The organism is Neisseria shayeganii (assembly GCF_014054965.1).
Classification (GTDB): domain Bacteria; phylum Pseudomonadota; class Gammaproteobacteria; order Burkholderiales; family Neisseriaceae; genus Eikenella; species Eikenella shayeganii.
The window spans coordinates 1802061-1817290 of record NZ_CP059567.1 but is presented as its reverse complement, the minus strand read 5'-3'; the positions used below and the strand labels follow the sequence as shown (position 1 = coordinate 1817290).

The following is a 15230-nucleotide window of genomic DNA, read 5'->3' as shown; positions in this document are numbered from 1 at the left end:
TGTTTCTTTTGTTTACCCACGGAATATCCCCATGCAGCTGATCCCCGCCATCGATTTGAAAAACGGCCAATGTGTGCGCCTGCGCCAAGGCCTGATGGAAGACGCCACCGTTTTTTCCGACCGTCCGGCCGAAATGGCGGCGCATTGGTTCAAACAAGGCGCGCGCCGTCTGCATTTGGTGGATTTGGACGGCGCTTTTGCCGGCGAGCCGAAAAACTTTCCCGCCATCAGCGAGATTTTGGAAGCCGTCGGCAGCCACATTCCCGTGCAGTTGGGCGGCGGCATCCGCGATCTGGCCACCATCGAACGCTACCTGAAACTCGGTCTGCACGATGTGATCATCGGCACCGCGGCGGTGAAAAACCCAGACTTCGTGCACGAAGCCTGCCGCGAGTTTGCCGGCCACATCATCGTGGGCCTCGATGCCAAAGACGGCAGAGTGGCGATTGACGGCTGGGCCACGGTCACCGAGCATCATGTGATTGATTTGAGCCGACGTTTTGAAGACGACGGCGTCAACAGCATCATCTACACCGACATCGGCCGCGACGGCATGATGAGCGGCGTCAATATCGAAGCCACGGTCAAGCTGGCCGAAGCGGTACGCATTCCGGTGATTGCTTCCGGCGGATTGACCAATCTGGACGACATCCGCGCCCTGTGTGCGGTGGCGGACAAAGGCGTGGCCGGCGCCATCACTGGACGGGCGATTTACGAAGGCAGCATAGACTTTGCCGAGGCACAGCGTCTGGCAGACAGCCTCATTCAATAATCCGATTGTTTTGTTTGTTTTTTGACAAGGGAGCGTATCATGTTGGCCGCATTTGTATTGGGCTTTTGGTGTATCTGGCTGGGCGACCGGGAGCCTAAGATTTTGTTTGAAGGCTTGTTTTTCGCCATCCTCGCCATCGTCATCAACGGTTTCATGAATTGGCAGATACCGAACCCCGACACCGTGTGGATGGTGCATTGGGGCGTGGTGGCGGCTTGGGCGGCGCTGATGCTGTTTTTGTCCGACACCTTCGGCGGCAACCTCGGCCTGCGTCTGGTGATTGCCTTGGTGGCCGGCGGCGGCTATTTCTGGCTGGAGCAAAACGGCTGCGGCATGGCGGCCGGCTGGCTGGGCGAAAGCGCGCAGCAGTGTATTTCCGGCACGCCCGCACCGCAGCCCAATTCTTGATGATCGGCATACCATCAGGCTACCTGAAACGCCTGGCTGCGTTTTCAGGTAGCCTGCCTGTTTTCTTCCCCTTCCCTATCGGCATACGGCGCGGACCATGCCGTTGTTTTTCTTGAGGAGCCCCAGATGGCATTGGCCAAACGCATTATTCCCTGTTTGGATGTGGACAACGGCCGCGTGGTCAAAGGCGTGAACTTTGTCGGCCTGCGCGATGCGGGCAATCCGGTGGACGTGGCCAAGCGCTACAACGACGAAGGCGCCGACGAGCTGACTTTTCTCGACATCACCGCTTCATCCGACAACCGCGACACCATTTTGCACGTGATCGAAGAAGTGGCCTCGCAAGTGTTTATTCCGCTTACCGTTGGCGGCGGCGTGCGTTCGGTGGCCGATGTGCGCCGACTGCTGAATGCCGGTGCCGACAAAGCCAGCATCAACACCGCCGCCGTCACCCACCCCGATCTGGTGAATGAAGCGAGCAGTTTTTTCGGTTCGCAGGCGATTGTGGTGGCGATTGATGCCAAAGCGGTCAATCCCGAAAACACGCGCTGGGAAGTGTTTACCCACGGCGGCCGCAAAGCCACCGGCATCGATGCGGTGGAGTGGGCGAAAAACATGCAGGCGCGCGGGGCGGGCGAGATCCTGCTCACCAGCATGGATCGTGACGGCACCAAAATCGGTTTCAACCTGCCGCTCACTCGCGCCATCAGCGAGGCGGTGAGCATTCCGGTGATTGCATCCGGAGGCGTGGGCAATGTGCAGCATCTGATTGACGGCGTACAGGAAGGCAAAGCCGATGCGGTGTTGGCGGCCAGTATTTTCCATTTCGGCGAAGTCAGCATCCGCGAGGCCAAACTGGCGATGCAGGCGGCGGGCATTGAGGTGCGCTTGTAAAAACACTGAGCACGAAGACAAAAAAGGCGGATGGCGGCATCCGCCTTTTTTGTCGGCGCTTTAACGGCGAATCGCTGGCTTCCGCCGGCGCTTTCAGGTAGCCTTCAGCCTTGGATTTTCGTTTGAGTCTACCTGAAAGGATGTGTGATGACGCTGCTGCCGGCCGTGCGCCAATTTCTCGATGTGGTCAACCATCAGCTCTTGCCCGCCGCACAAGCGCGGGGCTTCCGGCCCAATGTGATCAATGTCCGCGAGGCTTTGGCCGGACTGACCTTCCGCTATGTCAGCCGGGCGCAGGAGGTGGCGGCGGTGTGGGACGACACCGTGCCTTCACCTGCGGCTTATGCCGTGCCGGTGCGGATTTACCATCCCGCACCCGAGCAGGCCTTGCCGGTGTTGGTGTATTTTCACGGCGGCGGCGGGGTGGCGGGCAGCGTGAGCGTGTACGACCAGATTTTGCGCCGCGTGGCGGTGCAAACCCGACATGTAGTGGTGGCGCCCGAATACCGTTTGGCACCGGAAAACCCTTATCCGGCGGCGCAGGAGGATGCGCTGACGGTGTTGCGCGGCGTCCGCGCCTTGCTGACCGGGCGCGGCATCCGCTTTGCCGACCGCATCAGCGTGGGCGGTGACAGCGCCGGCGGTTCGATTTGCGCCAATCTGTTTTGCTGCACCGATGCGGCCGAGGTGCGGATTGCCGGCCAGGTGTTGGTGTATCCGAGCGTGGATTTCACCATGAGCCAGCCTTCGGTGGCCGAATTTGCCGAGGGTTATCTGCTGACGGCGGAGCGGATGCGCTGGTATTTCGACCGTTATTTCCTTGACGGCGCAGACCGCCGTGCCGCTTCGCCCCTGCACCGTGCGGTGCTCAGCCCGATTCCGCCTACCTTGGTGCTCACTGCCGAGGCTGATCCGCTGCGTGATGAAGGCCGCGCCTATGCAGCCAAATTGCAGGCCGCCGGTGTGTCGTGCCGCCATGTGGAGATGGCGGGGGTGATCCACGCGTTTTTGAATTTGGAGGATTTGAATCCCGAGGTGTGCGCGCAGGCATACGCCGAGATGGCGGCGTTTTTGAACGGTTTGGCGGAGTAGGGCGCTTGTCTGTGTGTGTTTGCGTTTTCAGGTAGCCTTTGCTTCGGTGTACGGGCTGAACGGTTGGGGCGAATGGTGTTTATTGAAACTGCTGTGTGAAGTGGAAGCAGGCGCGGTGCTTTTCCACAGCGGCAGGCTACCTGAAAGGCTATGCTCAACGGATTTGGCGGCAAACAAAACGGCAGTATGTGGCGAGCATGCTGCCGTTTTGCCGTGTGCAGAGGGGGTTTACGGTCATCAAATCCAAGTGATCACGATGTCGTCATCCAGCCACAGTTTGTTGCCGCGGTATTCGTAGGCGGTGTAGTTTTCTTGCTCCCAGCCGCTGCCACGGCTGTCGGTTTGTGCGGTTTTCTGCCAGTGGCGGTTGAGCACCACGCCGTCGCCGCGGGTGTCGTGGCGGGTGTCGGCGCGAACCCAGATATCGAGGGCGCTGTGGTCGCTGAGCAACTCTTCTTGCAGCAGATGCAGGGTTTGTTTGCCGTTGTAGCGCAAGTCCACCACTGCGTTGTCGGCAATGTGGCCGAAGTCGAGGTAGGCCTCTTGGTTAAGCTGATAAAAGCCGTTGGCGGATTCGGCGGCGATGGTGTCGGCCAGCTGGCTGTCGGCGGCGGCATTGGTCTTGCGGATGACGGCATCCAGATGGCCGGCAGTATAGCGGAAGACGGTTTCATCGCTGAGGGTGCCGGCGTGCTCGCCCCAAATGGCGAGGGCGGCGCCGGCGATTTTGCTGCTGTCGGTCATGGCGTTGGCGTGGTTGTTGCTGTCCCAAACCCCCAGATGCCAGTTTTTTAAGATGTCGCGTTCGGCGAAGTTGCCCGGCTCCGAGGTGGCGCCGTTGCCGCTGTCGGGCGTGGCGTAGAGGTAGTAGGAATTGTAGTTGAGTACGTCGAATCCGGCCTCTGCCAACTCGGGCATATCGGCGCGTACGGCGCGGCGCGCGGCGATTTGGGCGGGATCGGCGCTGGCGTTGTCCATGAAGCCGTCGTAATCCCAATAGGTAATTTGGATACTGGAATCAAATTGGGGCAAGGCGGATTTGATGACGCCGTCGTTCCACATACGCGGGGTCAGCCCCAGGGTTTTCAGGTAGCCTGAGAGTTGGTTGGCGTAGGCCACGAATTCGTGGTGGTTGGCCACGCTGTAGCCGAATTCGTCGCCACCGATGTGGAAATGCCGGCTGCTGTCGCCGAAGCGGCCGGCCACTTCGCCGATCAGGGACTGGATGAAGGCGATGGCGCGCGGCTCGGTATAGTGGATTTGGTTGGCGATAACCGGCGATTGGATGATCTGCACTTGGTCGGGCGGCAGCAGGGCGAAGATGCCGCCCATGTGCGCGGGGCTGTCGATTTCGGGAATCAGCTCCACGCCTTGCGCTTTGGCGTGCTGTACGATGTCTTGCAGCTGGGCAAAGCTGAGGAAAGGTTGGCCGGTTTTGGGATTGGTGTAGATGCCGTTGCTGTCGCGCACGGCATCGGCGGCGCGCTGGTTGAGCACCAGGCTTTCCAGGGCGTAGTTTTCGTTGCCCGATAGGTGCAGGTGCAGGAAGGTACCGCCGGCTTTGGCAATGGTGTCGATGTATTGTTTGATGACTTTGGGCGAATAGAAATGGCGGGCGATGTCGAGCATCAGGCCGCTTTCTTTGGCCGCGAGCACGGTGCCGGCGGGAGTGCTGTGCGGTTGCTCGGCCGTGCCTGCGTGATCGGTATAGCCGGCTTGGACGGTGATGTTTTTGCCTTGTTCTGCCCGGGTCAGGGTGTGGGTTGGGCCGGTGGCGCCCGGGATGGCCCGGCCGTCGGCGAACCATTGGTAGCCGGGGTTACCTGAAAAACCGTCGGGCTCGTGCAGTACGGCGGTCAGGGTGTGGCCGACTTTGGCTGTTCCGCTGATGCTGATGTCGGCGTTGGGTGCCGGAGCGGGTGCCGGAGCGGGTGCCGGAGCGGGTGCCGGAGCGGGTGCCGGAGCGGGTGTCGGAGCGGGTGTCGGAGCGGGTGCCGGAGCGGGTGCCGGAGCGGGTGCCGGAGCGGGTGTCGGAGCGGGTGCCGGAGCGGGTGTCGGAGCGGGTGTCGGAGCGGGTGTCGGAGCGGGTGTCGGAGCGGGTGTCGGAGCGGGAGCTGCTTCCGAATGGCTGCCGCCACTGCCGCCGCCGCCCGCAGCTGCGGCGAGGCCGCCCAAGGCCAAGGTGCCGATGCCGATCATGCCGGGAGTGGATAGGCCTGAGCTTTCGGAGGTGGTGACGGTTTCGGCCAAGACATCAGGAGCGGCCCATGGTTGTCCGTCGATGGGCACCCATTTGCCGCCTGCCAAACGGTAAGCCTGTTCGGGGGTGTTGAGAAACAAGTTGCTTTGTTGTTTGGCGTGCAGCAGCAGGCCTTCTTCGTCGCCGAGCAGTACTTGAAGATGATCGCCTTGTACTTGAATGGCGGGCAAGCGGTCTGCATGGTATTCCAGTACGAAGGCGGTATCGTCTTGTTGAGGCAGAATGTGTTGGCCGTCAATCTTTTGCCGATTGGTGATGGTTTTGTTTTTTACAGTCAGTAATTGGGTCATCGATATTCTCTGAAATCAATCCAATTTGTATTGGATATAGAAGAAGTTGTTAAATGATCTGGATATGTTGCGCTTCCAGCTCCAGCGCGGGATCGAGGCGGGCGATAACGGTGGAGGCTGCCGCACCGCTGCCGTCAGGGTCGTAGGCGAGTTCGCCAGTGTTGGCGTTATAAATCACGCGGTGCTCGGCGCTCCCGGCTTTGCCGCCGACGGTGAAGGCGCTTTCAGCGAGTGTGCCTTTGTCGAGTGCGGTAAAGGCATCGCTCTCGAGTTGCAATAGGTCGCCTCCTTGCCCGTTAAAACCGCTGAGGGTTTTCACGCCCTGCCCGTCAATCACAAAGCCCTCTTGTCCCTCTGTACCGCGTTCAAGATTGTTCAAATCCAGTTCGGGTTCGCTTTGGATTTTCAGCATTTTGGCGCTGCCGCTTGGTTTGCCGTCGTCCACGATGTTGAGAGTGAAGCTTTCTTTGTGGCTCGCGCCTGCGATGTCTTTGGCGGTGATGGAGAGGCCGATGCTTTTGCCTTGGTCGTGGTCGAGTTGTTGACCGTTTTTGAGTTTCAGGTAGCCGTTTTCGATTTCAAAGCGGCCGTCGCTGAAGTTGAAGGTGTGGCGGTCGCCAATATCGGGATCGGCGACGTGCACTTTGCCGATGATGGCGCCTGGATTTTTTTCGGCAACACTCGCGTGTTCGAGCGTGATGCCAGTGGGGGCGTGGTTGGCAGGCGCTTGGTAGGCGGGGTCGGCGGTGATGTTGAGGTTGAATTCGCGCACGATGCTTTCGCCGCTTTGGTCGGTGACTTCGATGCTGAGGTAAATTTTGCCGTCGCTTTCGCGGTGGCGGTACACGCTTTCGCCTGGTTTCAGGCGCAGTTCGCCGTCTTTGACTTCAAAGCGCGGGTCGCTCACGCGGTAGCTGTGGCGGTCGCCGTGGTCGGGGTCGTCGATGGGGGTGATTTTGCCGACGACGGCGCCGCTGCGGTTTTCGGCGATGGTGCTGCCTTGCAGGTAGAAGAAGGCAGGCGGGTGGTTGGGCGCGAGGCTGCCGACGGGTGCGGTGGGCAGGCTGTCGGCGGTTTCGTGATGTTGCGCGTTGTCGGTGAAGGTAACGCGCACGCTGATGGCTTTGCCGCTGTCTTCGGGGCGCACGGTGTAGCGTTCGCTTTGTGCGCCTGCGATGGCTTTGCCGTCGGCCAGCCATTGGTAGTCCAATTTGGTTTTGTCGTAGCCGTCGCCGTCCATGACATGTGCAGTCAGTATTTCGCCGGTTTCAGCCTGACCGCGAATGTAGGCGGCGGCTTTGTAGGTGTTTTCGCTGACGGTGTTGTTGGTGCCGTGGTTGGCGATGGCGCTGCCGCCGTGCAGGATGTTGTTTTCAACCACAACGCTGCTGCTTTTCGCATCCAGGCGGATTTCGCGGCTGCCACCGGTGACGCCATGGGTGATGTCGGGCTGGTAGATGGTGTTGCCTGCGATACGGCCGCCTTGCAGGCCGAGCACCCAAATGCCGTCGCGGTTGTGGTACATCTGGTTGTCTTCGACGATGACGTTGCGGATGGAGGTGCCTTCGTATTGGCTGCCGGAAATGACGATGCCGAAGCCTTGGTTGTGCTTGAAGGTGTTGCCGCGAATTTCCACGTCGCTGACATGGTTGTCGCCTTTGTTGGGCTCGATGTTGATGCCCGATTGTGGCATATGACCGTGGGTGTTCAAAAATTCGGAGTCGAGAATTTTGACGTGATGGCCGCCGTTTAAGGAAATGCCTTGGCGGCGGTTGTTGTCGGCGGTAACGTGATAAAAGGTGATATGTTCGCTGGCCGGATCTTGGCTTGAGTTTTTATTGACGTAGAAGCCCAGCCCCCAGAAGTTTTTCGCGGCGACGTTTTCCACCACAACGTTTTGCGAAGACAGGATATTCACGCCGTTGCCCCACAGGCCGACGATGTCCTGATGCTCGTCGCGATCGCCGAGCAAGGTGCCGCCGATGATATGGGCGTTTTGCACCTTGTAGAGGGTGAAGATGGTGTAGTAAGCGCTGTCGTTGGGGATGGCTTTAAGCACGGTATCGTCCGCCATTTTCACGGTAACATTGCTCTTTAACATCAAGCCATTGCCGGTGGTAATGATGCCGTATGCCCCTTCATGGGCCAAGGGGTTGATCATATACGTGCCGGCGGGAATTTCCACCACGCCGCCGCCTTTTTCTGCCACCGCATCAATGGCTTTTTGGATCGCGGCAGTGTCGTCGGTCTGGCCGTCGCCTTTGGCGCCGTAAGCGGCGTCTTTGACATTGGCGATGAAGTCGGTGGTCGGCTTGGGGACGTGGACGCCGAGTTTGCCGTCATTCGCGGGCGGATTGGGCGTGCCTGCAATGGGCAGGGTCGGCACTTCGTATTCGGTGGTTTCGCGTGCGCCGCCGTCTTTGTCGAAGCTTGCTTCCACGCTGATGCGTTTGCCCGCGTCTTCGGGGCGCACGGTGTAGGTCGCGGCGGTCGCGCCATTGATAGGCTTGCCGTCGGCGAGCCATTGATAGCCCAAGTTGCGCGGCGCGCCGTCGTCGTTGTGCACTTCGGCGGTAAGCGTCGCCCCTACTTTGTTTTCTCCGCGCACAAAGGCTACGGATTCAAAGGTGTTGCCCGAAACACTGTTGTTTTGCCCGGCATCGATGATGCTGCCGGTTTTTACGGTGTTACCGGTCACGGTGTTGTCATGGCTGTTCGCGTTCAGCGCCAGCGAATGCTGGCTGCCGTAGTACCAGCCTTTGCCGATGTCGCTGATGTGGTTGTTGGTGATGGTGTGGCCGCCGGTGTTGTTGACCACGATGCCCGCGCCGCCGGTTTTGATGGTGTTGCCGTCGATGACGATGTTGCGGATGTCGGCGTTTTCAACGTCCGCCCGCTCCAGCAAGGCGATGCCGTAGCCGGTGTTGTTGTCGAATGTCGAGTTTTTGATGGTGACGTTGCTCACCTGTTGCTGGCTTTCCGGCTCAATGTCGATACCGGCCATCGGCGGCGTGCCGCCCTGTCCGCCGGTGTTTTTGAAGGCGGAATCCTCAATCAGCACTTTGTCGGCAGAGGTGATCGAAATGCCCTGGCGGCGGTTGCCGTCGGCAGTGAGTTGGTAGACGGTAACGTTTTCGCTGGGCGTGCGCGGCAGGCTGCCGCTGTCGCTGATGTGCACGGCATCGCCCCAAAATTCGCGCGCGATGACCTTCTCAATGACCACGTTTTTGGCGCTGGCAATCTTGATGCCCGAGCCCCATTCGCCTTGGGCATTCAAATGGCTGTGGCGGTCGCCCCGTAAAGTACCGCCCATGATGGCGACGTTTTCGGCGTTGTAAATATTGAAAATATCGTAGTGCTTCTCCCCATTGGGGATGACTTGCATCACCGTGTCGCCCGCCATGCGGATGATGACGTTGCTTTTCACTTGCAAACCGGAAGTGCGAGGCACATCGCCCGGCCCGAGCACGCTGGTCGCCGCGCCGTTAATCATATAGGTGCCCGCTGGAATCTCGACAATGCCGCCACCTTTGGCAGCCACGGCATCAATGGCTTTTTGGATCGCGGCGGTGTCGTCGCTTTGCCCGTCGCCTTTGGCGCCGTAAGCGGCGTCTTTGACATTGGCGATAAAGTCGGTCGCAGGTTTAGGGACGTAGACGCCGAGTTTACCGCCATTGGGCGGTGTGGGAGGATTGGGTGCGGGGTAGTTGGGGTCGTCCTGCACGTTGATGGTGAAGGTTTCGCTGTATTTATCACCGGCTTTATCGGTGGTGGTGATTTCCAAGGATATGGTTTTTTCTTGCGCGAATTCGACTTTGATGCCGTCTTTGAGCTTGAGGTTGCCCTGGACATCGACTTCAAAGCGCTGGTCGTTCACGGTGTAGGTATGGCTGTCGTTGGCGTCGGCATCGGTGGTGCTGAGCTTGCCCACCACAGCGCCGACCTGGTTTTCAGGTAGCCTGTTGGCGGAAAGCGCGATGTCCGTCGGGGCTTGGTTGGCGGGCGGCGTGGGCGTGTCTTCGGTAACTTGGGCGGTGGCGGCGCTGGTCGGGTTTTCGGCGGTGTTTTTGGTATCTGTGTAAGTGGCCTGGACGCTGATGGTTTTGCCTTTTTCATTGGCGGTCAAGGTGTAGGTGGACTGGGTCGCATTGGCAATCGCTTGGCCGTCAGCGAGCCATTGGTATTGCGGGCTACCTGAAACGCCGTCGGCGTCGCTGATTTTGGCAATCAGCGTTTGCCCGACTTTGGCGTCGCCTTCGATGGTGATGCTGCCGTTGGGCTTGGGCGGTTGCGGGGGCGGATTGGTATTGCCGCCACCGGAAGGCGGAGGCGTGGTGTTGCCACCGCCGGAGGGCGGAGGTGTAGTGTTGCCACCACCGGAAGGTGGCGGTGTGGTGTTGCCATTATCTGCAGGCGGCGGTGCGGGTTGATTGGATTGGTCGTTGTTTTCATTGCTGCTTTGTGCGGCGAGTGCCAAGCCGCCGAGCGCCAGAGTGCCTATGCCGAAAGCAGTCAGCGCAGAAACAGATGCGCCTTCGCTAGCGGCCATCCCCACCACTTCTTCCGCCAACACGTGTTCCACCGGCAGCACGCTTGGCGCTTCGACTATGCCGTAAGCCACATATTGGCCGTTGCCATTCATGCCGAGCAGCGGATTCTTCAATCCACTTTCGTCGAGCAGGAAATAGTCTTCAATCCGCAAAGCCTGCTGGCCGTCGATATGAACCAGCAGGTCGTTGCCCGTCCTGGCCGCTTCGACATTGGCTGGTGCCATTCCGCCCTCGCCCGCCAATTGATATTGCACCTGATCCTGGGCGCGAATCGCGAGCGGTGTATTGCCCAGGCGGTGGGCTGCCAAAGTTTGTCCGTGTTGGTTGACGATGGTGAGGGTGGCGGCCATGGCAAATCCTTTGTTGATGGCGACTTGTTGGTCAATTTCTCATCCATAATTGCTTATGCTGAGAATATTTTCGATACAAGCATTTAATATTTATAGGAAAGATATGAAGTTAAGTGTTTCTTACTTCTACTGCCGCAGATAACGAATGCAATATTTTTGTATAGCAATTTCCACGCCAGTTTGGTTTCAGGTAGCCTTGTGAGTTCTGTTTTGGGTACGACAAAAAACGCCGGGAGAGCGGCTTCAAGTAGTCAATTTATGATGGGGGGTTGTTCTGTTTGCCTCGGTTGCGCAAGTGCGGTGCTTTTCTGTACCACATAAGGGTTTGTGTAACACCGATTTGTTCATCATCCCCAAATCCATTAAGACCTTTGCAAAACCTCCAAATATGGAGGCAGTTCAAGGCGTATCTGAGCCGCGAATGTGAACGCTAGAGCAATTTCGATTTAATTCATTACATACCCAGCTGATTTGAAGTAATTGGCACACTCTTGAGCCGAGAACAAATCAACCAGCTGCCCCATGCGCTGCCACAGCGCACCCACCGTGCGCTCGCCCGCCCTGCGCAGCAGCGCCTTGAACTTGGCAAACAGCTTCTCGATGGGGTTCAAATCCGGCGAGTACGGCGGCAGATAGCGAATGCTGGCGCCCACGCCTTCGATGGCTTCTCGCACGCCCGCCACTTTGTGGCTGGAGAGGTTGTCGGCAATGACGATGTCGCCAGGGCGAAGTGTCGGGCACCGAAAGGTTTTGACCCACGCCAGAAACACGGCGCCATTGATGGGGCCATCGGTCACCATGGGGGCCGTCAGTGCATCACAGCGCAAGGCGGCAATGAAGGTGCTGGTCTTCCAGTGCCCATGCGGGGCGCTGGCCACGCAGCGTTGACCGCGCGGGGCGCGCCCGCGCAGCGGCGTCATGCAGGTGCTGCTCCAGGTCTCGTCCAGAAATACCAGGCGCCTGGCATCGAGCCGGGCCTGCTGCTGTATCCAGCTCGCCCGTGCCTGCTGCACGTCTTCACGTTCCTGCTCGCTGGCGTGCAGCGTTTTTTTTGAAGCTCAGCCGCCATTTGTTGAGCTGGTGCCACAAGGCCGAGGGTTTGATGCTGATGCCATGCCCGGCCAAACGCTCGCACATTTGCACCAAGGTCAGATCGGGATCGGCCTTGATCCAGTCGCGGATCATGCCCTCTACTGGCGCCAGCCGGGAGATGCGCTTGCCGCCTTGCTGCCTGCTGCTGCGCTCGCCTTCTTTTTCGAAGCGATCACGCACCCGATATACCCACATGCGGCTGACTTCATAACGACGGGCAATGGCGCTGGGGCGCTCTCCGCGCTCCAGCGCTCCCAGTACTCGATCTCGCAGGTCTTGCGAATAGGCGCGCATCTCATGCTCCGGCTGCCAGAAAAAACCTATTATGTAACGTTTTTAGTCGAAGTTGCTCTAGGAATCCCAGTGGGCAGACATATCACACGTTGGGCAAAAGAGTGGGCTGCACCCCAGGGTGTCAACGCGCAATGCAGAAATGTACCGCAGATGGGAATTTTGCAAAGGCTTCAAGCGCTTTTTCAGCGGAAGCGGGCTCAAAAAATGCCGCCCGGATAAAGGCGGCATAGTGGCAAAGATGAAGATATTTGCTGTACAGGCTACCTGAAAGTAGGCGAGGCTTGCTTTCAGGTAGCCTGTATGGTGTTGGAGGGCTTAGTCGGCAATCAAGTCGAAATTGTCTTTAAACTGTGCGTTAGGCACTTGTACAATCAGCGGGTCCACCTGACCGATGGCTTGTTCGTCCTTACCCGGGTAATCCAGCGAATGCAGGAAATAGCGGATGCAGTTCAAGCGGGCGCGTTTTTTATCGTCCGATTTGATGATGGTCCACGGCGCGTCGCCGGTGTGGGTATGGAAGAACATGGCATTTTTGGCTTCGGTGTAGTCGTCCCAACGGTCGAGCGATTCGATGTCCACCGGTGACAGCTTCCAATGTTTCAAAGGGTCGTCGCGGCGGGAGAGGAAGCGGCGCAGCTGTTCTTCACGCGATACGGAAAACCAGAATTTGAACAGATGGATGCCGCTGTTGACGAACATACGCTCCAATTCGGGTGCCTGGCGCATAAACTGCAGATATTCGTGCGGCTCGCAGAAGCCCATCACGCGTTCCACGCCGGCGCGGTTGTACCAAGAGCGGTCGAAGAACACCATTTCGCCGGCGGTGGGCAAGCGTTCGATGTAGCGTTGGAAATACCATTGACCGCGCTCGCGTTCGCTGGGTTTTTCCAGTGCCACCACGCGGGCGCCGCGCGGATTGAGGTGTTCCATAAAGCGTTTGATGGTGCCGCCTTTGCCGGCGGCATCGCGGCCTTCGAAAACGGAAACGATTTTCTGGCCGCTGTCTTTCACCCAGCTTTGTACTTTCAACAGCTCGATTTGCAGAATGCGTTTTTCTTTTTCGTATACACGGCGGCTGATGCGGGTGCGGTAGGGATAGCTTTCCGGCAGCGGGGCACTGGAAGAGTTTTCGCAGGAAGTTTTGCCTTCATGCTTCAAGACTTTTTCCTCAAACACGCTGAGCTGGTCTTTTTTATCGCCGAGATCGACGGCTTCGAAAGGTTTGAGTTGTTTTTCTGCCATAGGGTGTTCCTTTTGTGGATGGGTGGATGGAAAAATGACACGGTAAAACAATAACTGTCTGCTGCTGCCGGGGCCGCTTTGCCGGCGCCGATCAAGTGCCTCGAGCCAAAACTTTATCCGACCGTATTCTACTCCCAAGCGCAGGGAAAAACACGGTTTGGCGCCAAAATTTCTCCGGGCGGCGCCATCGGCAAAACAGGCTACCTGAAAGCTTTCAGGTAGCCTGTTGTCCTTATGCTGAAGCGGGGTATTTTTTACTGTAGCGTTTATTGATAAACCACTGTTGGGCAATCGTCAGCAAGTTGTTTACCACGTAGTAGAGCACCAAGCCAGCGGGGAAGAAGAAGAACATCACGGAGAACATTAAGGGCATGATCTTCATCATTTTCGCCTGCATCGGGTCGGTGGGCGGCGGATTGAGCAGGGTTTGCACATACATGGTCACCGTCATCAGCACCGGCAGCACGAAAATCGGGTCGGGCCGGGCCAAGTCGTTGATCCAGCCCCAGGGGGCCTGACGCAGCTCCACCGAAGCAAACAATACCCAATACAGGCCGATGAACACCGGAATCTGCAACAGCATGGGCAGACAGCCGCCGAGCGGATTGATTTTTTCGTCGCGATACATCTTCATCATGGCCTGCTGCAAAGCCATGCGGTCGTCGCCATGCTGCTTTTTCAGCATCTCCAGCTTAGGCGCCACGGCACGCATTTTGGCCATCGAACGGTAGGAGGCGTTGGTCAGCGGCAGCAAGGCGGCTTTCACGATCACGGTAAGCAGCACAATGGCCCAACCCCAGTTGCCGACTAGGCTGTGCAACCAATTCAGCAGCCAAAACAGCGGCGAGGCGAACAAATGGGTTTTGCCGTAATCTTTGATCAGCTCCAAATTGTCGGCCACTTGGATCATGCCGGAATATTCCTGCGGGCCGGCATACAGGCCGATGGGGAAGCTGAGTTTTTGGCCCGGCGCGATTTCCGGCAGCGGCACGCGCACGCCGGCAGAATACAGATTGTCGCTGCGGCGTTTCACGTCCAAGAGGCAGTGACCGTTTTGGCAGATGCTCTGTCCGTCTTTGGGCTGCAGCACCCAAACAGAGGAGAAGTAGTGTTGGGTAAAGCCTACCCAGCCGGAGGTGGCGGTGCGTTCGTAATCGGCCTGGTCTTTGCGCGATTCGTAATCGCTGTCCAAATCGTCAAACGCCACTTTCTGAAATTTGCCTTCGGGGGTGTAAACCACGGGGCCGGTGTAGGTTTGGTCGAAGAAGCCGGCGCCTTCCGGCTCGCTGTTGTCGCGCAGCAGACGGTAAACGCTGTCGAGCTTAAGCGGCTTGTCGGAAGCGTTGGTGATGTCGAAACGCACATCGATCAAATAGCTGCCTTGGCGGAAGGTGTAGATTTTGTCCACCTGCACGCCGTTGGTTTCCGGCGCACTCAGGCGCACTTCGGTGGTCTGGCCTTCGGTTTTCTGGCTGGCTTGGAAGGGAACGTCTTTGAGCAGGTATTGGCCGTCGGCATCCAGCAGCATCGACTGGGCAACATATTTGTGCCGTTCGCTGTTGGTCAGCAGGGTGAAGGGTTGCTCGGCATCGCCGGTGGCATTGTGGCGCTGCAGCACCAATTCGCGCAGATCGCTGCTGTTCTCGTCGATGATTGCTTGGAAGGTGTCGGTCTGAACCGCTACCGGCGTGGTTTTGCCCAAATCGGCACCGATGGCGGGCGCTTGTGCGGCCGCAGTTTGCTGCTGGGCGGCAGGCTGTTCGGGTTGCGGTTTGGGGAAAAAGTATTCCCACGTCAGCATCACGGCCATGGCGATGGCAACAAACACCAGCATGCGTTTGAAATCGGAGGGTTTGGTTTCGTCCATTATGTGCGTTCCGTATTGGTATCGGGACAGGCTACCTGAATGGCTTTCAGGTAGCCTTAGCTTAAGTAAGGCGGCGGCTGCCGTGTCTGTTTCGAGCACGGCAAGCTGCGGTGTGGTGT

At 58.4% G+C, this 15230-nt stretch carries 9 protein-coding genes; 4 read left to right on the top strand and 5 right to left on the bottom strand.

Annotated elements, in window-relative coordinates; all coding sequences use genetic code 11:
- The first annotated feature begins 31 nt into the window (after positions 1–31).
- The 4 genes from hisA (at position 32) to H3L94_RS08740 (ending at position 3166) form a co-directional block, all read left to right on the top strand.
- Positions 32–772, top strand: a complete 741-nt coding sequence (hisA, locus tag H3L94_RS08755; RefSeq protein ID WP_182121701.1) for a 1-(5-phosphoribosyl)-5-[(5-phosphoribosylamino)methylideneamino]imidazole-4-carboxamide isomerase — start codon at positions 32–34, stop codon at positions 770–772.
- A 39-nt stretch (positions 773–811) separates the two neighbouring features.
- On the top strand, positions 812–1180 hold the full coding sequence (locus H3L94_RS08750) for a diacylglyceryl transferase (protein WP_182121700.1): 369 nt from the start codon (positions 812–814) through the stop codon (positions 1178–1180).
- Between the two features lie 126 nt (positions 1181–1306).
- On the top strand, positions 1307–2074 hold the full coding sequence (gene hisF, locus H3L94_RS08745; protein WP_182121699.1) for an imidazole glycerol phosphate synthase subunit HisF: 768 nt from the start codon (positions 1307–1309) through the stop codon (positions 2072–2074).
- 147 nt (positions 2075–2221) lie between these two features.
- Positions 2222–3166, top strand: coding sequence for an alpha/beta hydrolase (locus H3L94_RS08740; protein WP_182121698.1), 945 nt, complete (start codon positions 2222–2224; stop codon positions 3164–3166).
- Between the two features lie 237 nt (positions 3167–3403).
- Here the strand turns inward: H3L94_RS08740 and H3L94_RS12040 are convergent, their stop codons facing one another.
- The 5 genes from H3L94_RS12040 to yidC all read right to left on the bottom strand — a co-directional run bounded on the left by H3L94_RS12040 (position 3404) and on the right by yidC (position 15111).
- Complete coding sequence (locus H3L94_RS12040) at positions 3404–5716, bottom strand: family 20 glycosylhydrolase (protein ID WP_220457298.1); 2313 nt, start codon at positions 5714–5716, stop codon at positions 3404–3406.
- A 49-nt stretch (positions 5717–5765) separates the two neighbouring features.
- Entirely contained in the window at positions 5766–10616 is a 4851-nt protein-coding gene (locus H3L94_RS08730; protein ID WP_182121697.1) for a right-handed parallel beta-helix repeat-containing protein, read from the bottom strand.
- Positions 10617–11062: 446 nt separating this feature from the next.
- Positions 11063–12002 (bottom strand): IS630 family transposase gene (locus H3L94_RS13060; protein WP_182121696.1). Its coding sequence is split into 2 segments (ribosomal slippage): positions 11063–11668 and positions 11670–12002, totalling 939 coding nucleotides; the frame shifts between segments, so codons are not numbered across the junction.
- Positions 12003–12317: 315 nt separating this feature from the next.
- Positions 12318–13244 carry a polyphosphate kinase 2 gene (gene ppk2, locus H3L94_RS08720; protein ID WP_182121695.1) on the bottom strand — a complete coding sequence of 309 codons (927 nt, stop codon included), beginning with the start codon at positions 13242–13244 and terminating at the stop codon, positions 12318–12320.
- A 232-nt stretch (positions 13245–13476) separates the two neighbouring features.
- The gene (yidC, locus tag H3L94_RS08715) at positions 13477–15111 is read right to left on the bottom strand and encodes a membrane protein insertase YidC (protein WP_182123143.1); all 1635 of its coding nucleotides are present in this window, start codon (positions 15109–15111) and stop codon (positions 13477–13479) included.
- Between the last annotated feature and the right edge of the window lie 119 nt (positions 15112–15230).